The organism is Clostridium magnum DSM 2767, from assembly GCF_001623875.1.
Lineage (GTDB): Bacteria > Bacillota > Clostridia > Clostridiales > Clostridiaceae > Clostridium_AM > Clostridium_AM magnum.
The window spans coordinates 240,086-260,824 of the sequence record NZ_LWAE01000002.1 but is presented as its reverse complement, the minus strand read 5'-3'; the positions used below and the strand labels follow the sequence as shown (position 1 = coordinate 260,824).

At 32.2% G+C, this 20,739-nt stretch carries 21 protein-coding genes and 5 riboswitches; of the genes, 2 read left to right on the top strand and 19 right to left on the bottom strand.

From position 1 onward, the window contains the following. Window positions 1-15: 15 nt before the first annotated feature. The gene (locus CLMAG_RS33385) at window positions 16-198 is read left to right on the top strand and encodes a hypothetical protein (protein WP_207647053.1); all 183 of its coding nucleotides are present in this window, start codon (window positions 16-18) and stop codon (window positions 196-198) included. Between the two features lie 121 nt (window positions 199-319). Next, window positions 320-517: riboswitch (cobalamin riboswitch) on the bottom strand. A gap of 135 nt (window positions 518-652) precedes the next feature. On the opposite strand, the gene CLMAG_RS08845 is transcribed toward CLMAG_RS33385, so the two are convergent. The 17 genes from CLMAG_RS08845 to CLMAG_RS08770 all read right to left on the bottom strand — a co-directional run bounded on the left by CLMAG_RS08845 (window position 653) and on the right by CLMAG_RS08770 (window position 17,007). After that, window positions 653-1,636 (bottom strand): TIM barrel protein, encoded by a 984-nt coding sequence (locus CLMAG_RS08845; protein ID WP_066621193.1) that lies wholly within the window; start codon window positions 1,634-1,636, stop codon window positions 653-655. 33 nt (window positions 1,637-1,669) lie between these two features. Further along, the gene (locus CLMAG_RS08840) at window positions 1,670-2,905 is read right to left on the bottom strand and encodes an Ig-like domain-containing protein (RefSeq protein WP_066621191.1); all 1,236 of its coding nucleotides are present in this window, start codon (window positions 2,903-2,905) and stop codon (window positions 1,670-1,672) included. Window positions 2,906-3,041: 136 nt separating this feature from the next. After that, window positions 3,042-3,809: a DUF4430 domain-containing protein gene (locus CLMAG_RS08835; RefSeq protein WP_066621189.1), complete on the bottom strand. Its 768-nt coding sequence runs from the start codon at window positions 3,807-3,809 to the stop codon at window positions 3,042-3,044. Window positions 3,810-4,028: 219 nt separating this feature from the next. Then, on the bottom strand, window positions 4,029-4,721 hold the full coding sequence (locus tag CLMAG_RS08830) for an ECF transporter S component (protein ID WP_066621187.1): 693 nt from the start codon (window positions 4,719-4,721) through the stop codon (window positions 4,029-4,031). Further along, entirely contained in the window at window positions 4,718-6,343 is a 1,626-nt protein-coding gene (locus CLMAG_RS08825) for an ABC transporter ATP-binding protein (RefSeq protein ID WP_066621184.1), read from the bottom strand. Before CLMAG_RS08825 ends, CLMAG_RS08830 begins: the two co-directional genes overlap by 4 nt. After that, a complete protein-coding gene (locus tag CLMAG_RS08820; RefSeq protein WP_066621176.1) occupies window positions 6,324-7,265 on the bottom strand; it encodes an energy-coupling factor transporter transmembrane component T in 942 nt (313 codons plus the stop codon). Before CLMAG_RS08820 ends, CLMAG_RS08825 begins: the two co-directional genes overlap by 20 nt. 65 nt (window positions 7,266-7,330) lie before the next feature. After that, complete coding sequence (locus CLMAG_RS08815) at window positions 7,331-9,298, bottom strand: DUF4430 domain-containing protein (RefSeq protein ID WP_066621174.1); 1,968 nt, start codon at window positions 9,296-9,298, stop codon at window positions 7,331-7,333. Window positions 9,299-9,322: 24 nt separating this feature from the next. Further along, window positions 9,323-9,550 carry a hypothetical protein gene (locus CLMAG_RS08810; RefSeq protein ID WP_066621172.1) on the bottom strand — a complete coding sequence of 76 codons (228 nt, stop codon included), beginning with the start codon at window positions 9,548-9,550 and terminating at the stop codon, window positions 9,323-9,325. A gap of 26 nt (window positions 9,551-9,576) precedes the next feature. Further along, entirely contained in the window at window positions 9,577-11,076 is a 1,500-nt protein-coding gene (locus tag CLMAG_RS08805; RefSeq protein WP_066621167.1) for a cell wall-binding repeat-containing protein, read from the bottom strand. Window positions 11,077-11,224: 148 nt separating this feature from the next. After that, a riboswitch (cobalamin riboswitch) is annotated at window positions 11,225-11,417 on the bottom strand. A gap of 31 nt (window positions 11,418-11,448) precedes the next feature. Further along, window positions 11,449-11,772: an energy-coupling factor ABC transporter substrate-binding protein gene (locus tag CLMAG_RS08800; protein ID WP_066621164.1), complete on the bottom strand. Its 324-nt coding sequence runs from the start codon at window positions 11,770-11,772 to the stop codon at window positions 11,449-11,451. After that, the gene (locus CLMAG_RS08795; protein WP_066621155.1) at window positions 11,772-12,524 is read right to left on the bottom strand and encodes an energy-coupling factor ABC transporter permease; all 753 of its coding nucleotides are present in this window, start codon (window positions 12,522-12,524) and stop codon (window positions 11,772-11,774) included. The genes CLMAG_RS08800 and CLMAG_RS08795 overlap by 1 nt, the downstream gene beginning before the upstream one ends. A gap of 48 nt (window positions 12,525-12,572) precedes the next feature. Further along, window positions 12,573-13,427 (bottom strand): energy-coupling factor ABC transporter ATP-binding protein, encoded by an 855-nt coding sequence (locus tag CLMAG_RS08790; protein WP_066621152.1) that lies wholly within the window; start codon window positions 13,425-13,427, stop codon window positions 12,573-12,575. A gap of 12 nt (window positions 13,428-13,439) precedes the next feature. After that, the gene (gene cbiQ, locus CLMAG_RS08785; RefSeq protein WP_066621150.1) at window positions 13,440-14,249 is read right to left on the bottom strand and encodes a cobalt ECF transporter T component CbiQ; all 810 of its coding nucleotides are present in this window, start codon (window positions 14,247-14,249) and stop codon (window positions 13,440-13,442) included. Next, complete coding sequence (locus CLMAG_RS34235) at window positions 14,236-14,646, bottom strand: precorrin-6A/cobalt-precorrin-6A reductase (RefSeq protein ID WP_341420324.1); 411 nt, start codon at window positions 14,644-14,646, stop codon at window positions 14,236-14,238. Before CLMAG_RS34235 ends, cbiQ begins: the two co-directional genes overlap by 14 nt. A 32-nt stretch (window positions 14,647-14,678) precedes the next feature. Further along, entirely contained in the window at window positions 14,679-15,014 is a 336-nt protein-coding gene (locus tag CLMAG_RS34230) for a precorrin-6A/cobalt-precorrin-6A reductase (RefSeq protein WP_278330072.1), read from the bottom strand. A 140-nt stretch (window positions 15,015-15,154) separates the two neighbouring features. Next, window positions 15,155-15,350: riboswitch (cobalamin riboswitch) on the bottom strand. 465 nt (window positions 15,351-15,815) lie between these two features. Next, a riboswitch (cobalamin riboswitch) is annotated at window positions 15,816-15,989 on the bottom strand. A 79-nt stretch (window positions 15,990-16,068) separates the two neighbouring features. Continuing rightward, the gene (locus CLMAG_RS08775; RefSeq protein WP_066621148.1) at window positions 16,069-16,425 is read right to left on the bottom strand and encodes a PDGLE domain-containing protein; all 357 of its coding nucleotides are present in this window, start codon (window positions 16,423-16,425) and stop codon (window positions 16,069-16,071) included. 405 nt (window positions 16,426-16,830) lie between these two features. Next, entirely contained in the window at window positions 16,831-17,007 is a 177-nt protein-coding gene (locus CLMAG_RS08770; protein ID WP_066621140.1) for a DUF1540 domain-containing protein, read from the bottom strand. 268 nt (window positions 17,008-17,275) lie between these two features. Here CLMAG_RS08770 and CLMAG_RS08765 point away from each other — a divergent pair, with 268 nt between their 5' ends. Further along, window positions 17,276-18,061: a hypothetical protein gene (locus tag CLMAG_RS08765; RefSeq protein ID WP_066621138.1), complete on the top strand. Its 786-nt coding sequence runs from the start codon at window positions 17,276-17,278 to the stop codon at window positions 18,059-18,061. 19 nt (window positions 18,062-18,080) lie between these two features. Here the strand turns inward: CLMAG_RS08765 and CLMAG_RS08760 are convergent, their stop codons facing one another. Next, on the bottom strand, window positions 18,081-19,223 hold the full coding sequence (locus CLMAG_RS08760) for a GGDEF domain-containing protein (RefSeq protein WP_066621136.1): 1,143 nt from the start codon (window positions 19,221-19,223) through the stop codon (window positions 18,081-18,083). 235 nt (window positions 19,224-19,458) lie between these two features. After that, window positions 19,459-20,310 (bottom strand): ABC transporter substrate-binding protein, encoded by an 852-nt coding sequence (locus tag CLMAG_RS08755; protein ID WP_066621134.1) that lies wholly within the window; start codon window positions 20,308-20,310, stop codon window positions 19,459-19,461. Between the two features lie 218 nt (window positions 20,311-20,528). Next, a riboswitch (molybdenum cofactor riboswitch) is annotated at window positions 20,529-20,651 on the bottom strand. Window positions 20,652-20,739 lie beyond the last annotated feature (88 nt).

Here is a 20,739-nt window from a genome sequence, read left to right as displayed (position 1 = left end):
TTATAGTTGGGTTCTATGACAGAGAAGTTAAAACTTCCCTGTTATAGAATTATATCTCAATTATGTGCTATTAGTGGATTAAAAATAAATATGAAGAGGGATTGGATTTTAAGTGAATCATTGAGATTCTATATTTACAATAGGGCCGTTATTCATATATCCACTAAAGAAGATAAAACAAGAGATATCATTATTTAGCAATAGTAAGGAGTACGCAAAAAGAGAACCATTGGAGGTTCTCTGAAAAAACGAAATAATTATGTTTATTGATTCAACAAACACTTATAGTCGTATAATTGCATATATCTTCCCCTCCGAAAGAATCAACAAATACTAGGCAGGTTTCCTGACTCAGATTCATTTTACTCCCTTGTCTTCCCAGATAAAAATTATCCAGTGACCTAATATAATAAGGTTTCATCATCCTCACAGTAGCGGCGGGCTGCAGTGGCTTTTCCACTTTCCCTTTTAACTTTTGTTTCTAAGAAACAAAAGCACCTAATATTTCAATATTTAGTTTATATTTACATTATATAACGTATTGCACACTATGTCAATATTATATCAATATTATATCAATATTATATCAATATTATGTTAATAAAATAATTCAAACTATAACTTATTCCAATGCCCTCTTCTCTTCCACAAGTTAAATTCTAAAATAATCCCATGCCATATCCTGAATTTTAATATATTCTTCAAGCTGTCTTATAGAAGTTGTTACAAATTCATATACAAGATATTCAGGGTTTATAAATTCAATAAGCTTCCTTATGCTATTATCTGTAAAAGGTCTATGACAGTCTATTCTAAAGACATGCATAAATACCTCTTCACTCATGGGATTAAGTATAAACTCTTTTTTTTCCTGCTTTTTCTTATCTATTTGGGACCTTACATATTCCCCTGATAACGAACAATTAAGATGTATACCCTTTATTAGACTTTTTAGTTTTCCAAGACCCTTTACAGTATTTATTATATATTCAACCGCTTCTTTTTCATCTTTAAGATATAGATTTGTATTTATTAAGTGAGATACATCAAGCATAAATCCTTTATTTTTATATTCAACTTTATTCAATAATTTTAATGCAATTTTTTTATCAAGCATAGTAAAACCAGGCCACCACATATTTTCAAATAAAAGCGTTATATTCGTGTTTAACCCTTTAAATACCTGGTTTAGCAAATCAACTGCTGCATCTACTACCTTATTATCAGAATAGGTAAAGTTATAGTCATAAGTATGTTCAACCTCTACATGAGCTACATGAAATACTATATACTCTGCACCAATCTTAGTTGCAGTCTCAATTTCTTTTCTATAATGTTCTATCATAACCTCTCTACTATTACCTAAATAATATTGTTCCACCATATCCATAGTTTTAAATTGTCTTAAAAGTTCAGTTTTATTATTATTCCAAAAATCCAGCCATGTAGGATAATACTTCAAATGTATTCCTTTAACTATTTTTTTAGGAAGAATATTTTCTTCCCACATAATTGGATTTAAGAGTTCAACACCATCCATATTATTTTTTTCTAAAAAAACTGTTATTTGCTGACTATCACAATTAAATCTTTCAAGATCATAATTATATGTAGAAAAATTCATAAGCTTCAACATTCATGCTATCCCCATTTCCCTATTTTCTTTTTTCTATTTAAAACTATATATACTTCCTTTTCCTTCTTTAAACATTTTATATGCTTCTAATGCCTCAACTCCTTGTTCTGTTGCTATTCCATTACATCCAGTTTCTTTTGTATGACTAAATCCTCCATCTTCAGTTCTATATTCAAGCAGTACATCTAGAGGATTTTTTCCATTCTTCACAAATTTATCACCTGTAGGATCTATTCCATTAGCACACAGCCCAATTATAACCTGACATGAGCTTTCACTATTTTCTGTTCCCCAGGAAGAGAACCCCCCATTTTCATTTTGCATAGATGAAAGTTTATCTATTGCTTCTTCTACAGCAAGCTTTACATCATCTCTATCTCTATATGGGGCAAGAGCTGTAAGTGCCATAGCAGTCATATCAGGATCTGCTTTGTCTCCTGCATAATCCCATCCTTTATCAAAGGTTCTATTATCTAATATTGTTTTTATTAACTTATCTCTTGTCCACAAAGCATTAGCAGGTACATCAAATTTTCCAGAATCCAATGCTATAAGAGAAAATATATAAGTATTTATACTTTCATTTTCCATTTGTTTATTGTTGTATATCTTTTCCATAAGATTGTATCCTTCAAAATTTGTAGGATCTTTTTCTATGGCCATCAAGCCAATTACCGTTCTTGCATAATCTATAGGCTGCTCCATATCTCCCTTTGTGGAGTTTATCTCCTTCTGTACAAAAGTTAAATAGCTAGAAGGAACTGAAGCACCATGTTTTGAAACTGCTACTGCCTGCCACTGATCTTCAACTCCATCTTTTAATATTTTATTTACTCCTAAATTTATTACATTATCTACCTGATCTTTATATTTATCACTATCACCGATTTTATTATCCGACTTATTTATTTTGAAAATGCATTTTACACCATTTTTCAAATATACGTTACTCTTTGAATGAATCTTATTACCTATATCTATAGTATAGGTCTCTCCCTCTTTATATCCTTCCTTTGGAGCATCTACTATTATTGTTTTACTATCACCAGACCTTATATCTGTAGTTATAGTATTACCTTTGCTATCTGATACCCTTATACTATTTTTACCTTCATCATTAAAATCAATATTTTGATTAAACCTTATATTCCATGCTTTATGAACATCTGTTGTTTCTTTATTTAATTCTAATGCTTTAACTGATGGATGCCATAAGCTTCCTACAATAACTAACCCTAATAAAATGTATTTACTTTTTCTTTTTAGCATTTACACCCACTCCTCTATCTATAAATTTATCCAATATCTACTTGCTCTAATATTCCCTACGCACGTTGTGAAAGCGATTCGCACCAAATCAGAGATTTGGGCTCTCTGCTTTTCTCAATCTGATTCAAGTTTCACTTTACTTACCCCAATTTTCAGAATATCCATCATGAACTCCGTCCGCTACATATCTCCAAACTACTACATCACCTTTTTCATATACATATTGACCGCATCCTATGTTAGGCTTATGGAAACTATTCTCTCCCTTTTTCTTTACATAATAGCACCAACCGGATAAAGGTCCCTGTTTTTTTTCCTCAAGACCATCTATAGCTGCAACATATAAAGTAGAAGAAGATCCTGTAGTTCTAAATCTTATTTTAGCTTCATCTAAAAGTTTACAGGTGATATATCCCACTGTTTCCCCTTCTGCATCAACATGTTTTTGAAGGATCATTTTATCTCCATGTACTCCATCTATAAACATAAATGTAGGCTGCTCATCTGGATTTGTAGTTTGGGTATTTTGTTTAGCTGTTGAGGATTGTACCGCTGCAGTTGTTTGTCCATTATTTGCTCCACTATTGTTTGATGATGTTGTATTAGTTTTATTCTCTTGTGAAGTTGAAGTAGATGAGTTGTTAGGGTTACTGGTTGCATTATTTGATATATTATTAGAAATATCCTTTGCTGTATTCTTTTCATCTATTGTCTTTTTAGCTTCCTCAGCTGCTTTAGAAGTGTTTTTTGTATCAGCAGCCTTATTTTGAGTCATTTCATTATTAGTATCTTGTTTTGTAACATTATTGGCATACATTCTTTCAGCTTTAATAGCAAAGAAAAACATAACTGCACATACAGCAAAGGCTATTAAAGCTATTACATATTTCTTTTTATTGTTCATAATTTATCTTTAGTGGGAAATAGTATAGTAATTGCCACCCCCACTAAATGCTCACCTCTTTTCTTTATTCTATTTGAGACGACTTAGGCATCTTAAAGAAAATAACAAGTCAAAGATGCGACGGATATTTTGTGTCAGACAAGAGGCAGCCTGCCCTATCTAAGAGTTCTGTAGACACACTATGACATAAAATAGACTAGCAGATTGACTAGTTATTTTTTAAGATGCCTTAATATAACTTATATTTAATCTTCTTTTATACCGCTGAAGTACCGGTAAAAAACTGTCGTAAAAAATTATAGAAAATATAAAAGAACCGCCTCCATGTAAAATATCAAAGGTTAACCCCGCAAGGTATGCACCTATAACAGTCTGTACATTAATAGGCTTTACGAATCCAATCACAAACCAGATATTCATAATCCAGTCATACATAAAACCAAGTAAAAAACATGCAATGGAAAATTTCATAGCAGAAACTTCTTTACCTCTTTTTCCCCAGAAACCACATATAACTCCTACAAGTCCCCAGCAAAACATCTGCCAGGGAGTCCATGGTCCCTGACCACAAAATATATTAGATAGAAAAGCAGAGGTACTGCCTACTAAAAAGCCTTCATAGGGTCCAAACACAAAACCAGTAAGTGCAGTTAAAAAGGTTACCGGTTTTACACCGGGAATTACTTCAAAAACAACTCTAGAAAGAGCTGTAAATGCACTTAAGGTTGCTATAATAGCTATTTCCTTTGTACCCATATTGCTTTTTTCAAAATAAAAGTAACTCATGAAAAGTATTAGAAATACTCCTAATGTGGTGATTAGTGATACCCCGGTTTGAGTATCTCCATGTAGTGTTATGATCATAAGAAATATAATAACCGTAGCTGTAAGAAAAGTTATAAGCTTTTTCATATTATACACATCCTTAAGGCTTCTTCTAAAGTAAATACATCGCTGTTCTTATCTCTGAGAAGCTTATTTATTGAAGTAGTATAGAATATACCATCTGCTAAAACTTCTTTTTTCCCACCATCTGCCGCTATGCTTCCATTAAACATAAGTATATATCTACTGCAAAAACTGCTTGCAAAATCTGTATCATGAGTTACAAGTATAATTGTTGTTCCTTCCTCATTAAGTCTTTTCAACACTTTACCAAGTTTTAATTTTAGTTCACTTTCAAGTCCTCTTGTAGGTTCATCTAAAAGAATCATCTCTGGTTTTAACACCAATATGGAAGCAATTGCAACTCTCTGCCTCTGACCGCCACTTAAATCTCTTGGGTTTTTATCTTTTAAATCGTATATTCCCAATTCTTTCAAAACTTCCTCTATAACTTTTTCATCATATATACCATAGTTATCCATAGTAAATTTAATTTCCTCATACACAGTATCCTTTGATAAATAATCATTAGGATTTTGTGAAACATAACCTATATGTTTAGCTATACTTCTTATATCCATGTCCTTTGCATTCTGATTATGGAGTTCTATAATTCCCTCATAATCTATAAGTCCCATAATTGATTTTAAAAATGTACTTTTCCCCGCACCATTAGCTCCCATAATACTTATGAAATCACCTTTATTAACTGTAAGATTTATATTCTTTAGAATATTTTTAGAATCACTTATATAGGTAAGATTTTTTATAGTGAGTATTGTTTGATGGTCTTCATTATAAATATTTTTATTTTCTTTTTTTAAACTTATACCACTATTTAAAAACTCTATTCTTGCTTTTTTAAAGCTTGCAGGCATGTATTTAATCTTTATCTTCTTAAAAAACTTAAGATAATCTGGCAAAAACATAGATTCATCTTCACTACAGTTATTGTAAAAATCTTCTTTATCCTTAAACAACCTAATCTTTCCTTTGTCCATAATGGCTATTGAGTCTGCTGTATCGAACCACCGATTTACTCTATGCTCTACAACAATAACTGTTATTCCCAATTCTTCATTTATCTTTTTTACTAGATTTATTATTTCTTCTGCAGAGGAGGGATCCAGTTGAGATGTGGGCTCATCCAAAATTATACACTGGGGCATATATGCAAGGGAGGAGGCTACTACTACCTTTTGTTTCTCCCCTCCAGATAAAGATGTTATATCTCTTTCTGCAAGATTGAGTATTCCTGAAAATTGTAGTGCTTCATAAACTCTTCTTTTTATTACTTTTTCATCAGCACAAATATTTTCAAGTCCAAAAGCTACCTCTCTATGTACCTTATTCATCATAAGCTGCTTCTCCGGATCCTGAAAAACCATTGTTATTTTTTCCGCTCTCTCTTTATGGCTCATTTTTTCAATAAGCTTACCATCAATTTTAATTTGACCACCTATAGTACCTCCATAAAAATGTGGAACTGTTCCAACTATGGCTCTTCCTAAGGTTGATTTTCCTGAACCAGATTTTCCAGCTATGAGCAGCAGCGAACCTTTTTCTATAGATAAATTTACATTTTCTAAAGCTTTCTTTTTTTCTAAAGGATAAGTAAAATTTAAATTCTTAATTTCTATAAATGTCATGTTTTTTCTCCTCACTGTTAAATATTAATATAAGAGTTATAACTATTATGAAAGTAAAAATTATAGCTATACCAGTATTAATAAAATTTATAACAGTTACCTCGTCATATATATTAAACTGTACCCAATTCTTAAACTGTGCTGCACAGTAAAATATAATAAGGGCAATACTTAAGGCTATTATTTTAAAATCTCTGCCACAAAATTTTTGTCTATCATATACGCTTCTTTTTCCGCTTAAAAATCCTCTTACATAGGCTGCTTCTCCTATATCAAAGGACCCCTCTAAGGAGTCTTCTAATAGTATAGAAAGTACCGGAACATAACTTGCGGTTTTTTCTTTAGATTTTTTCTTATTAAATACTACTCCTCTTACTTCATATATTTCTTTTAAACTTTTAAACCTATTCTTCATAGTTGGAACAAGTTTAAAGCTTATCATAAGCATAAGTGTAGATTTAGGCATTACAGAAGAAAAATAGGAAACTGCCCTATCAGAATCAACCATAATTTCAAGTATTATAAATAGATAAATAACCGCCAGAAGCTTAAAAGTCATAACTACAGCATAGATTACAGATTCAAGAGTAAATCTTTTATGAAATAAATAAAAAAGTGTGGTACTGCCTGCACTTACAAAAAACATATTCAATATGACCAGCAAAAGAGCCACTGGAATAAAATACAAAATAACCTTTTTAAATCTTTCTTTTTCCTTACAGCAAATTATTATTGATATAATAAATATATAGACAGAACCTAATATTATCGGGTTATCATTAGAAAATATCAGTATTAACATTGACATAAAAACAAGTGAGGAAGTTAACACATGATATTCTTTAAAACTTCTGTAATACTTATTTTTTTCTTTTTTCTCATATAAGCATATGTTACTACTGTCTTCATTGCATATTTGCATACTTTCACTTCCTTAAATTGCTTAAAGAATAACCACTTTGTAAAGCAGTCATTCTTTAAATCATATTATTTAACAGGTATTTCTATTATATCTGAAAGTGAATTCATAGCTTCCATACTATCCCAAACAAAGGCTTTTAATTTATAAACTCCTTCTTTGGGAAACTTCATCATACTTGTTAAAACAGATGAATCACCTTTTTTTATAGTCTGCTCTGCACATACATAATTGACAAATTGATCAGCGTTATCATATAGTGCTACAATTAATGAAACATCTTGATCTTTATCAGAGTTATTTGTTGCTTGTATAGTTATTTTTGCATCATTTCCTAAATTAAATACTGTATCTTTTGTTAAATTAGTTATTTGTATTAATTTGTTTTCTGACGTACCATTTTGTCCATTTGATGTACCATTTTGTTCATTTACTGTAAAGCCCTTGTAAACAGAACCTTTTCCTTCTTTAAAGAACTTATATGACACTAATGCTCTTAGCCCCTGTTCTGTTGCCAATACATTTGCTTTACTGGCATCTGTGAATCCAAAACCACTGTTATCACTTAATGCAAAGCTTAAAAGGGCATCTATTGGATTTTTTCCATTCTTTACGAAGCGGCTATCGATAGCTGGATCTATTCCTATATCACATAGACCTATTATTACCATTTCTGTACTGTTGCTGTTCTCATTTCCATATGATATAAAGCCACCATTGTTAGTCTGTATCTGTGAAAGTCTTCCTACAGCTGTATCTACTGCTGCCTTTACATCGGAGTTTGTATTATAATAAGGTGCTAATGCTGAAAGTGTCATAGCTGTCACATCTGGGTCAGCAAAATCTCCATAATATGCCCATCCACCATCACTGGTTTTGCAATCTAAAATAGCTTGTACAAGTTTATCTCTATTCCACTTTGCATCCTGAGGTGCTGTAAAGTTTGCTGAATCTAAAGCCAATAATCCATATATATATGCCATTATATTATTCATGCTTTCATTGTTGTATATCTTTTCTACAAGATTATATCCTGCAAAGTTTGTAGGATCTCCTCCTGCTGCAAGTATACTTAAAGTGTTACTCTCCAAATCAGTGGCAGTAAAATCATCAGCATTTTTCTTTATATTATCTTCAGCTGTTTGTAAATAAGTAGTCGGTATTTGTTTACCTGCTTTATATAAATCTAATACTCCCAAACCATCTGCTTTAATATTTTGTGCTACTCCATCTATAAGAGTATTTATAGAGCTTGTATAATCTTTTGCTTGTTCTGGCAGTTGTACAATAGCTTTACAATAAGATCTTGATATACCATCCTTCTCCGCTGACACATTATATGTTCCGGATTTATCAAAGTTTAATACACAATTTCCGTCCTTATCTGTTACAACTGTATTGCCATCTGCACTTACTTCTTTGCCATCAACTAATATTTTTGCTCCATCTATTCCTTTATTATAAACGTTCCAACTTGCATCATAAAAATTTCCTTTCAAATTTAAAGTTATTGAACCTGTAGTTGTAGTAACCTCTGACTTATCAAAAAAGCTGTAAACTGTTGAATAGTCACTGACATAATATACAACAATGGAATCCCCCTCTTTTATTTCTTCCTGTTCCATTGTATTGTATGGGGAAATATTATTTACACAGTACATCCATCCTCCAATGCCAGCTGCACTAATACCGGCTATTGTTTTAACATAATAACCACCATAGCTTGATGCTTCCGCATCAAAATTATTTTTGTTTTTACAGTCAATACTGTTACTATTTAATGCCATTACAAGCGCATTCATAACATTAACCTTACTAAGCTGAGTTGTCATGCCATAATCAGTCATATCAAAATTACTAACTGCAAGCTCTGTTTCATGTACTATGGTATGATCAGCAGCTTCCACCCTTATCTTTACATTCACAGTATTTGCTGTTTCCGCTGCAAACACATAATTCACTTTAATTCCCACTAAACCTATTACCATGGCAAAAACCATTAACATCGATATTAGTTTACTTTTTAAATTTTTCATATTTTTCAGCCTCCCATATTAAATTTAGTTAACTTGAAATTCACTTATAGTTACTTTATCCATACTTGAAGCTTTCACAAACCCATGGTATTTTCCCGGTGCAAGAATGGTATTTAACTGCATAGTTCCATTAGAGCATTGATTTATATAAGCTAAATTTCCATTGCTATCATATAAAGTTACAGTAATAAAGTCACTACTATTATTACTATTTGATTGTATAGTTATTGTTTTGCTTGCTGCCTCTGTCAATGTGAAGCTTAAATTTCCCTTTATATCTACAAGATTTCCATTTGTATTATCAGTAGGGTTTGTTCCTGATCCACTTCCTGCCCCCCACCGGAGCCTGTACTACCACCAGTCATAGGTGCCCCTATATCTTGTCCCATATTTTTAGTGTAACACCATGCCACAACATCTCCATTTTTTAGTGTATATAAATCAGCACTGACATTAGGAAATTTTCCATTTACAGAATACATCCATCCACTTAAAGGGCCATAATCTAATTCCTTTAGACCATCTATTCCTCTTACATATCCTGATCCCTTTGTACTTACTTTACTGCCAAGCTTTCTAATTAAAACAGAATATGCTGTATCTCCGCTTTGCATCTCTATTGCTGTAGAGGATAATATTACTTTGCCACTAACTCCAGTAACAGATAGAGTAATATTACTAGAGATACTTCCTCCTGATCCTTGAGAAGCAGTTGTAGTTTGAGTTTTATTATCTACAGCACTTGCTGGTATTTCATTTATTAATGCTGACATATCATTCAATATTGAAGAAGATACTGAAGCCTCTCCACCTAAAGCTATTGTTTTACTTCCTAATATAAACTTTGTTTTAATATAATCTTTAGTCGAATCTGGTAAAGACTTATAAGCTAAAATTATAGGCGAAGAAGTTCTAGCTGCAAGCACCGATCCGGATAACGCATCTGCAAATTCATTACCATTTGGACCATCTCCATCGGATATGTATACGTTATTATAATTGAGATCCTTATCAAAGGCCTTTAATATTTCTACATTAGTTTCATATCTATTCAAACCACCTAATCTTAAAGGATTAGAAACTGAATTTTTCACACTGTCACTAATTACACCAGTTCCACCTACTATATATGATTGTATTATTTTTTTACCTGTCAAATATTGCTTTACACAATCTGGTAAGCTGTCTTTATTAGTTAATACTATAGGAATTCCTTTTGCCGTTGCTATAGGAGAAAAAGATAATGCATCTGGAAAGTTTAAGCCACAAGCAAGTGCAATGCTATCTGTAGTACCAATTTTTTCAGCTACCTTAACAGATGTTTCATATCTGTCTGCTCCAGATATACGTTCGGTACTAGTAATTCCCTCTGATTTCAGTTCATCTTCAATATTCTTTGAAATTGATCCAATGCCACCTATGATAATAATATTTTTTGCACCTAATCTTTTAATTTCCTTTAATGTGTCTAAATTTAATTTATCAGGTTGTGTTAAAAGAATTGGAGCATCATATTTTTTCGCTAGAGGCCCTGCACAAAGTGCATCTGGAAATTCAATGCCGCTAGCTAATACAACATACTGAGATGAGGACCATCCCCTTTGAGATATAGCAACAGAGGTTTTATATCTGTCGCTTCCGCCAAGTCGTAAAGATCCTGCTGTTTTAACAGTTCCCTTAGCTTCTTCTGCCTTTGCTTCTCTTGTAAAAAACATTTGAGTTAATATTAAAGAAAAAGTTAGACAGGTTACTAATAGTTTTTTAATAGATTTTTTCATAACGTTTACCTCCCTCTATAATCTATTAGCGATATTGGAGAAACGCAAAAAGAGAACCATTGGAGGTTCTCTAAAAAACGAAATATTTATGTTTATTGATCCAATAAACATAAATAGCCGTATAATTGCATATATCTTCCCCTCCGAAAGAATCAACAAATACTAGGCAGGTTTCCTGGCTCAGATTCATTTTACTCCCTTGTCTTCCCAGATAAAAATTATCCAGTGACCTAATAAGGTTTCATCCTCCTCACAGTAGCGGTGGGCTGCAGTGGCTTTTCCACTTTCCCTTTTAACTCCATTTTTCAATTAATGGCAGCACCTAATACTATTATTATTAAATTCCCTTAATTTTTATAAATATAAAAAACATTATGCAGTTCTATTCTGCTGATTTTCATTCTTCTTTCTTTCTACAAATCTACCCATAAAGAATGCTAAAACGCCAACTCCAATACCTGTCTGTACACAGAATAACAAGCTCTCTATTTCTCCTGGCAGCTCCCCGCCAATCCAGGTTTCCATAACAGGGGTAAACCAAGGCTCATATTCAGTACCTGTTATCTCGGAAACCACTTTACTTCCTGCATCGTCGGATCCACCAAATTCAGCACCTTTTAATGTGAATAATGGAATAACAGCAATTAACGCAGCAACAATTAATAAACTAATAACTTTCTTTTTTGTTTTTGCCATTAATTTTCACCTCTCTTTAAAAATCCAATACCTGCCAATTCAGATTTTGCATATGTTTCAAGACCCATAATGATAACAACACTTAAAATACCTTCTATAATTGCAAGTGGAAGTTGTGTAGGTGCAAATACTGCAAGGAACTTAGCTGCAGATGCTGCAACACCACCGTTTGCAGATGGATATGCAAGTGCAAGCTGAATACTGGTTACACAATAAGTGAATAAGTCACCAATTGCTGCTGCTAAAAAAATACCCACATGCTTACTTACATTCATCTTCTGGCATAATTTATAGATTCCATAAGAAACTAATGGACCTGCAATAGCCATAGAAAAGGTATTAGCACCAAGAGATGTCAATCCGCCATGAGCCAACATAATTGCCTGGAAAATCAATACAATAATACCCAATATACTTACTGCAACTGGTCCAAATAAAATTGCACCAAGTCCGGTACCGGTCATATGTGAACAGCTTCCTGTAACTGATGGAATTTTTAAAGATGAAAGTACAAAAATGAATGCGCCTGCCATAGCAAGAATAGTGATAGATTTACGGTTTTCTGCCAATGTCTTCTTAATTGATAAGTAACCTGCCGCTAAGAATGGAAGGCAAATAACGCCCCATATAACACAGAATTTTGGTGGAAGATATCCTTCCATGATGTGCATTGCATTTACTACCGGGGTTACTCCGAAAACTAATGCAAAAGCTGCCGCCATTGCGACAATTTTCTTTTCTGTTTGATTCATTTTATTTTCCTCCTCATATAATATTGTTATTAATTTATTTGTATTAATCTAAGCTAAAGCACCTAGAAATACCTCTTGTTTTTCAAGTAACTTCTTCAACTCTTCAACGCTTCTTGGATAAGTCTTTGTATCTTGTAAAAGATGTTTTTCTACAAGAGATTCATAGACCTGAAGCATAGTTGGCTGTTTCAAATTTGCCTGTTTTAAAATTTCACTGTTTTTAAAAATTTGCAGAGGTGTTCCATCTGCAATAATTTTACCCTCACAAAATACAATAGCTCTTTCAGCCCATCTATATGCAAAATCCACATCATGGGTGGAAATAAGCATTGTCTTCCTCTCTAAACTAAGCTTTTCCAAAACTTCTTCCAACATCTGTGCATTTAAAGGATCCAGTGCTGCTGTAGGTTCATCAAAGATGATAATTTCCGATTTCATAGCAATGATGTCTGCAATACTGACACGCTTCTTTTCACCACCGCTCAAATAGTGGGGCGGACGATCCTTGAAATCGGAGATGTTCATGTATGCCAGTGCCTCCTCAACCCTTTTCTTTACTTCCTCTTTTGGAAGCTTTAAGTTCATCGGTCCAAATGCAACCTCTGCCATAACTGTAGATGCGATAATTTGATTGTCTGCATCCTGAAATACAATTCCAATATTTTTTCTAAGTTCTTTTAAATTCTTTTTATTGATGATTGTATCACGGTAAATGATTTTCCCCTGTTCCGGTGTAAACACACCATTCACATTCAAGAAAAATGTGGATTTTCCAGATCCATTGGAACCAATGACAGCAATTTTCTGCCCTTCATAGATATCTACACTTACTCCCTTCAATGCAGGATTTCCATTTCCATATACATAGTACAAATCTTCAACCTTTAATATTGGTTTTCCCATAATAACTCCTTTCTATCTTGTAAAGCTCCAGAGCAGTATCAAGAAAATTATGAATGCTGCTGCTGTCACAATCTGTATTTTTTCTATCTTTTTATCCTCCTCCCAAAATATAAGATCTCCATCATAGCATCTGGCTTCCATAGCATCATAATAAGAGTTTGCCTTTTTCAGTGAAACAACCAGCATATTACTTGCAATGCTTCCAAAGGTATAGCAGGAAGTTTTAAAATCACAGTAGCCCTGACGGGATTCTGCGGAGTTTTTCATTTTAGTATACACATCCATTAAAATAAAAATATATCGGTAAATGATATTCATAAGCTCTATAATAAGCTTCGGCACATGTGCCTTTCGAAGGACATATATAATTTCAGAGGATGGAGTGGATAATATCATCATCTGTAGAGCACTGATAGCTGCAAAAACCTTCAGAATCAAGAAGACCACTTCCTTAAGCTTTTCCCCGGAAGTAAACACATAGCAGAAACCAAGATACAGGTTATACTGTCCTATAGGCTCCTTTGAAAAATCAATAGCAATGGTAAAAGTACCAAGGAGTATAAAGACAATCGGAATCGTTAACATTGACAGATATTCATGTATTGGAAGCCCTCCTTTTATGATGGTCAGATATGCCATTGCAATAATGACTACAATAGATACATAGGGGTTGTCCAATACAATACAAAGAATCAGTATCAAAACAGAAAGAAATACTTTAAAAGTAGGATTCCAGTGTCTAATTTTGGAAGTATAAGCATAAAAATCAATCGAAAACCCTTCACCGTGTTTATGCCCGATTCTATGTTTATGATGATCCATAGATACTTATCTCCTTTACAAAATCAATTATTTTTTTAATCGAAGTCGTTTTATTTTCATAATTTTCATCAGATCTGTCGATCATAATTATTTTAATCCCTAACTTTCTGGCTGCATTTATTTTTTCTATAACGCCCCCAGTATTACCACTATCTTTTGTCACTAAAACAGAGGCATTGCAATATTTAAATATCTCCACATTTAACTCTTCATTGAACGGGCCTTTCATTGCTATTATATTTCTTGAATTGAATCCCAGGTTTTCGCATTTTTTTAAGACCATCCAATCCGGAAGCACTCTTAGGTATACTCTGTTTCTATAGTCAGGTATCTTAGTAAAAGTTTCAATTTTTTTACTTCCCACTGTTAGTATTATATTACCCTCATATTCCTGAATCCGTTCAAATGCTTCTTCATAATTTTTTACCCTTACAATATCATCCCCTCATATGTTACTTTTTCTCTTAAAAATCTAATATATGGTATTTCAGTAGGTTTACAAGCACTTATTACATTTCGAGATATGTCTATCGCAAAAGGATTAGAAGCATCAATAATACATTTTGGCTGTACTTTATCTATCATATCAATGATGCTGACCTTATTGATCTTTCCCTGATAAATATCAATACTATCATCGTGATCAATCAACTCACTGCCTAACTTAGTGGTGACCATTACGGTAACCTTTTCACCCATTTTATAAAGCTTGTCTATTATTTGCTTAGCATCCATTGTTCCCGCAATAACTAATACGTTTGACATACTTACCTCCAAAAATATTTAAAATATCCCATAAATAAATCATATGAATTTAAACAAAAAAACTCATTATCTCCAAAAAGATAATGAGTTAATACTAAAAATAGGCGCACTGTATTAAACCTCCTCCATCTCTCGTAGAGTAACTGGTTTTAAAACAGGCAGGTCTTCTGACTCAAGCGTCATCATCACCTCTTGCCTTCCCGATTATTCAGTGGCATTCTCAGAGGGACTCTTCTCTTACAGCGGCGGGACCGTGTGGGATTTTCACCCATCTTTCCTTTTCACCGGTTTATAATACCTTTGATTACAACCGACACCTATTTGAACTATTATATTATTTACAAATGTACAAATTATATTAAAAATCCAATTTTTGTCATACTAAATTTTTATATAAAACTTGCGATATCATATATTAAACAAAATATTAATTTTAAACCAATACTTTATCATATATTTACATCATAGCTATTAAATATATATTTGTCAATATTTTATACAAAATTGAAGAAATTTGCATTTTAAAACAACGTTAATTCATCTTCATTAGGTTATAAGTAAATTTTTGTTTATTTATAAAAAAGTACACCTACTGAAAAAGTAGGTGTGAAAAAAAGGATTAAATATATTTAAATTAACACCATATAAAAAGGACTTCTTTCGAAGTCCTTAATAACAAATTAAAAATACATAAATCATTATATTCAATACAACCTGACTATCCTTCATATCCATAAAACCACATAGTTATAGGATGTATTAAAATAATAATTTTTATGCATTTTCTTTCCCTCCGAAAGCTTGCAATCAAAATAAAAGGCAGGTCTCCTGACTCACGGGTCTTCCTCCTTCTTCCTTCCCAGAATAAATCCAGTGGATACAGAATTTGTCGCCGTATACAGTAGCGGGGGCTGCAATGGATTTTCACCATTTTCCCTTTTGATTATTAAATAAACCTAATATTTTTAATATTTAATTTTATGATTAAATTATATACCTATTTTCAAATTATGTCAATAATTTATTCAAACTTTCAAACTATATTTAAGTTTGATTATAAAGAAGTTCCTATGTTATCACTATCGCTTAGTTTCTCCTTTTTAACAGATCCAATTATTTTAAATAATATTAAAATGATTGCAACTCCTGCCACTGCAGAAATAATATATCCTATTATTTCATTCATTCCGTTTACAGCATAGTCAGGCATCATTGCATTAAAATTAAATCCATGTTCAAATGCATTAGGCACATATCCTACAATATCTTTTATTTCGTCAGCACCCCATTCTCTCCAAGCTGTTCCAGTAGCTAAAAGTCCTATTGGAGAAAGAAGTATCATAGCAATAATTAATCCATATAGAGGTTTTTTACCAGCAGATCTACCTTCATATGTGACTCCTGGCGCCATTTTTCTAACATAAGCATAAACTCCGGCAGTTACAGCTCCTTCTGTTAACTATACACTCAGTATCAAAATGATACCTTTCCCGTTTCATAATGAGAAAATTCACAATTAAGTTATTAAATTGAAAATAAATTAAGAATACATAATCCTAATAGAGTGCTTGTATTATTACATAGAAATACCGTAAAATTCTTTTTTGAATAATACGGCATCTCATTAATTTTATTATTTAGTTTTAACATTTCTTAAAAGTAGGTATGAAGTGAAAACTTGAATCAGATGGAGTTTCAAACTCCACCTGATTCTTAGTTGACCGAATCTAGGGACTTAGCCGCTCGTGACGTACACTTTGAAAAAGATGGGAGTATTAGAGCGGGTAGTCATCGGATAAACATGTAGAAATAAAAGTTATGCCTGACCTTCTGGAATAAATGTTGCACAGTCTGTTTCTTGAGTATTACCTGCATTTTTAGGCTGAACTTCTATTTGGGACGCACTACAATGGTCGCCAGACATGTAATAGTGGCAAGTGTTAACAACACACTTAATTCCTTCATTAGGTCTACTCATTTTCTCTGCTTTCATAAATATTTCCTCCCTATATAAAAAAATAATTAACACTAATATTGTTTCTAAAATTTATTTTTTTATGCTGAAAATATTTTGGACGGATTAAATCTTTACCATATTGAATATCTACATTCAATTATATTTTGACTATTTGACACAAAACTTTAATAAAGCTGTAACATAATTGTCACATAAAACCTTTATGATATAAACATATCAAGGAACAACATATGAAAATAAAGAAATTGAAAACATAAATAAAAATTTGAAGGAGTGTATTAAAATGAATAGAAAAAAATTAATGAATAAAATATTAACTGCTGTAATAGCTGGTGGTGTACTAATTTCAGCTGGAACTGCTGCATTTGCTGCTAGTACTTCTAGTAGCTCAACAGACACCAATACAACTAGAAAAGAAGCTAGAATGAATAAGGAAAATAAATCAGACATGATGAAAACAGAGCTTGATAAGCTAGTTACTGCTGGAACTATTACTGAAGCACAAAAGACTGCTATATTAGATAAAGTTAGCCAACAGCAATCAGAAAGACAGGCAGAAATGGACAAGGTTAAAAACATGACTGAAGCTGAACGTCAGACTTACTTTGAAAGCAGAAAAACTACAGAGAAAACTGACTTGTTAAGCTCTCTTGTAACTAATGGCACCTTAACTCAAGCTCAAGCTGATACCATAAAAAGTGCACTTCCTCAAGGTCATGATGGAAAAGGTGGTAAAAGAGGCGGCGGTATGTCTTCTGAGAAAATGAAAACTCAACTTGACACATTAGTTACTGCTGGAACTATTACTCAAAATGAAGAAGACAAAATCATAAGCTATATGACAGAAAAGCAGACTGAAAGACAAGCTGAAATGGACAAAGTTAAAGATATGACCGAAGCTGATCGTAAAGCTTACTTTGAAAGCAAAAAGACTACAGAAAAAACTGATATGTTTAGCGAGCTTGTAACTGCTGGAATCATAACTCAGGATAAGGCTGATGCTATTAAAGCAGCTATGCCTGCTCCAAAGGCTCATCAAGCTCCTCAGACTGAAACAACTAACCAATAATTTTTAAAACAACCGATTGTTATAAAAAATCGGTTGTTTTCTTTTTCTTATTTTTATCCCTATACATCAATTTGTCTACGTGATTAATATATTCATCAGCAGTCATATGTTTATCAAAATTATAAAGTTCATATCCGCAGCTAAAATCTAATTTACAGAGTACATTAGAACGCTTATTGTAATCAGCTATAGCATCAGAAATTTTTTTAATTATTACCTCCACTTCCTGCTGACTATCTACATCAAGAAATAAAACAAACTCATCTCCCCCGTAGCGAGTAATGGACTCCTCATTCCGCAATACACTTTTGATAATAGATACAAAATTTATTAAAGCCCGATCCCCTTCATTATGGCCGAAGGTATCATTTATTTCTTTAAAGTCATTAAGATCAACAAAGACTATTGAAAAATTCTTATGCTTTTTTTGTTCAATTCTATTATTTAAATAGTTATAAAACTTTTCACGTGTCCATGCTCCTGTTAAATAATCCATATGCATCATTTGCTGTTGTATATACAAATACAAAATGATTAAAGAAAAGGCGATGGAACTCCACATCAGTAAAAGACCATAAAACATTGACTGAACTAATCCTCCTAATGCTGGAAATACTCCAAACAGAAACAAAGGTAAAAACTCTATTCTATTTAGTTTATTTTTATTAGCATAAACCATTATAAAACCACAGCACAAGTAAAAATATGATATAAGGACAGGAATAAAAAATAACGGTCCTCTCTCGTACACATTATATTCATTAATATAAAATATTAGTTTTAAGAATGGGCTAGGGATTACTATGAAGGTATTTATTATTATAGGTATCAAAAGAAAAATATCCTTTTTCCACCTATACTCTATACTTTTATTTACCCATAAGTTAGCAAACACATACCACCCATATGTTATTAATGGTCCTAAAATAAATAAAAGAATATGCAACACGTTAGTTATAGGTATTAGCCATTCATATGGTTGTCTATTTATTATGCAGGTTAAGGTTTCAGTAATTAGTTCAATGGTATTTAATATGAAAATAGCGACGAAAGCTTTGTTTTTTATTTCTTTTTTATCAAGAGAGTTTGATATATTTTTTAAAAATATAATTGATACAATAATTGCAACTATATTATTATCTATTCTCAATACCAAATTCAATATAGCACCACTCCAAATAAGCATATTTACATATTTTAGATATTGAACCAAAATACGTATGTCTTATTTTAACATAATCTTTAAATAAAGACACCTATATTGCCATTGCAATATAGGTATAAAATAATACCAGGAACTATATAAAAATAATTCCTGGTTACTTTAAAAATAAAGACATTAACTTTTAATAATCATCACAATATATAAGTTTTTAAATTTCTATTAAAACCTTATATTATTTTTTTGCATTAGGTATAAATAAAGATTGTCCATATTTTTCTTTACCAAACTCTGCTATGAGTTTTTGTGTATTATCAGATATGATCCAATTTATAAACTCATCTGCTTCTTTTTCTTTTATTTTATTCTTTTCTGGATTTAATTTTATAACACCATATTGGTTATACAACTTGTCATTCTTTTCAGTTACTATTATTAAATCAAGCTTATCCTTCATAGATAAGTATGTAGCTCTGTCTGTAAGAGTATATGCATTTTTCTCACTTGCCATTTGTAGCACAGCTCCCATACCTTTACCAGCAGAAACATAGAAATTTCCCTGTGGAGTTATATTAGCTGCCTTCCACAAACCCTTTTCCTTAGTATGAGTACCAGATTCATCTCCTCTGGATATAAACTGAGATCCACTTTCACTTATAGTCTTTAACGCTTGAATTGCGTCACTTGGAGCTTTTTCTTTTATTTTTGCCGGGTCACTCTTTGGTCCAACTATTATAAAATCATTATACATAACATCATATCTTTTTACACCAAAACCATCTTTTATAAACTTTTCTTCCTGCTCCTTAGCATGAACAAGCAGAACGTCTGCGTCTCCCCTTTCACCAAGCTTTAAAGCTTCTCCTGTTCCCTTAGCAACTACTTTCACCTTTATTCCTTTTTCTTTTTCAAAGATTGGTAATAAGTAGTCTAAAAGCCCTGAATCTTGTGTGCTAGTTGTGGTTGCCATAACAATAGACTTGTCCTCTTGTTTTTCAGTACTTTCTTTCTGAGCTGTTTTGTTTGAACAAGCAGTTGTAGAAAATAAAAATACTGTGCTTAAAGCAGCTAATAAAATTTTTTTCATTATGTTCTTCCCCCTTGATTATATTATAATTATTTGTACATGAAGTGAAAACTTGAATCAGATGGAGTTTCAAACTCCACCTGATTCTTAGTTGAGCGAATCCAGGGACGTAGCCGCTCTTTACTCCCACTTTGAAGAAGATGGGAGTATTAGAGCGGGTAGTCATCGGATAAAAAAGACGTTCCAAAAGGAACGTCGAAAATACACCATTAACTAATCAGGTATATTCTTTTACTCCTTTCCATAAGGTAGGCACTGAAGTTTCCAACAATACCCTGCGGTTCTATTCACCATAAGAAATGATTCTTTTAGGTAATATAGAGTCGGAGTTATTAAATTTAATTTTAGTTTAGCAAAAAAATGTTGTTTTGTAAACAGAATACCTTGTCAAAGTATTCTTAATGTTACATTTATTCCACATTGTTTTAT

What these genes read in the sequence shown, in the direction of transcription:
- CLMAG_RS08820 (WP_066621176.1), bottom strand. Translation starts at nt 7,265, where the DNA reads ATGCAAATATGCAATGAAGACAGTAGTAACATATGCTTATATGAGAAA.
- CLMAG_RS08825 (WP_066621184.1), bottom strand. Translation starts at nt 6,343, where the DNA reads ATGACATTTATAGAAATTAAGAATTTAAATTTTACTTATCCTTTAGAA.
- CLMAG_RS08790 (WP_066621152.1), bottom strand. Translation starts at nt 13,427, where the DNA reads ATGGGAAAACCAATATTAAAGGTTGAAGATTTGTACTATGTATATGGA.
- CLMAG_RS08840 (WP_066621191.1), bottom strand. Translation starts at nt 2,905, where the DNA reads ATGCTAAAAAGAAAAAGTAAATACATTTTATTAGGGTTAGTTATTGTA.
- CLMAG_RS08845 (WP_066621193.1), bottom strand. Translation starts at nt 1,636, where the DNA reads ATGTTGAAGCTTATGAATTTTTCTACATATAATTATGATCTTGAAAGA.
- CLMAG_RS08770 (WP_066621140.1), bottom strand. Translation starts at nt 17,007, where the DNA reads ATGAAAGCAGAGAAAATGAGTAGACCTAATGAAGGAATTAAGTGTGTT.
- CLMAG_RS08795 (WP_066621155.1), bottom strand. Translation starts at nt 12,524, where the DNA reads ATGAATCAAACAGAAAAGAAAATTGTCGCAATGGCGGCAGCTTTTGCA.
- CLMAG_RS08800 (WP_066621164.1), bottom strand. Translation starts at nt 11,772, where the DNA reads ATGGCAAAAACAAAAAAGAAAGTTATTAGTTTATTAATTGTTGCTGCG.
- CLMAG_RS08755 (WP_066621134.1), bottom strand. Translation starts at nt 20,310, where the DNA reads ATGAAAAAAATTTTATTAGCTGCTTTAAGCACAGTATTTTTATTTTCT.
- CLMAG_RS33385 (WP_207647053.1), top strand. Translation starts at nt 16, where the DNA reads ATGACAGAGAAGTTAAAACTTCCCTGTTATAGAATTATATCTCAATTA.
- CLMAG_RS08805 (WP_066621167.1), bottom strand. Translation starts at nt 11,076, where the DNA reads ATGAAAAAATCTATTAAAAAACTATTAGTAACCTGTCTAACTTTTTCT.
- CLMAG_RS08765 (WP_066621138.1), top strand. Translation starts at nt 17,276, where the DNA reads ATGAATAGAAAAAAATTAATGAATAAAATATTAACTGCTGTAATAGCT.
- CLMAG_RS08775 (WP_066621148.1), bottom strand. Translation starts at nt 16,425, where the DNA reads ATGGCGCCAGGAGTCACATATGAAGGTAGATCTGCTGGTAAAAAACCT.
- CLMAG_RS34230 (WP_278330072.1), bottom strand. Translation starts at nt 15,014, where the DNA reads ATGTCAAACGTATTAGTTATTGCGGGAACAATGGATGCTAAGCAAATA.
- CLMAG_RS08835 (WP_066621189.1), bottom strand. Translation starts at nt 3,809, where the DNA reads ATGAACAATAAAAAGAAATATGTAATAGCTTTAATAGCCTTTGCTGTA.
- CLMAG_RS08815 (WP_066621174.1), bottom strand. Translation starts at nt 9,298, where the DNA reads ATGAAAAATTTAAAAAGTAAACTAATATCGATGTTAATGGTTTTTGCC.
- cbiQ (WP_066621150.1), bottom strand. Translation starts at nt 14,249, where the DNA reads ATGGATCATCATAAACATAGAATCGGGCATAAACACGGTGAAGGGTTT.
- CLMAG_RS08830 (WP_066621187.1), bottom strand. Translation starts at nt 4,721, where the DNA reads ATGAAAAAGCTTATAACTTTTCTTACAGCTACGGTTATTATATTTCTT.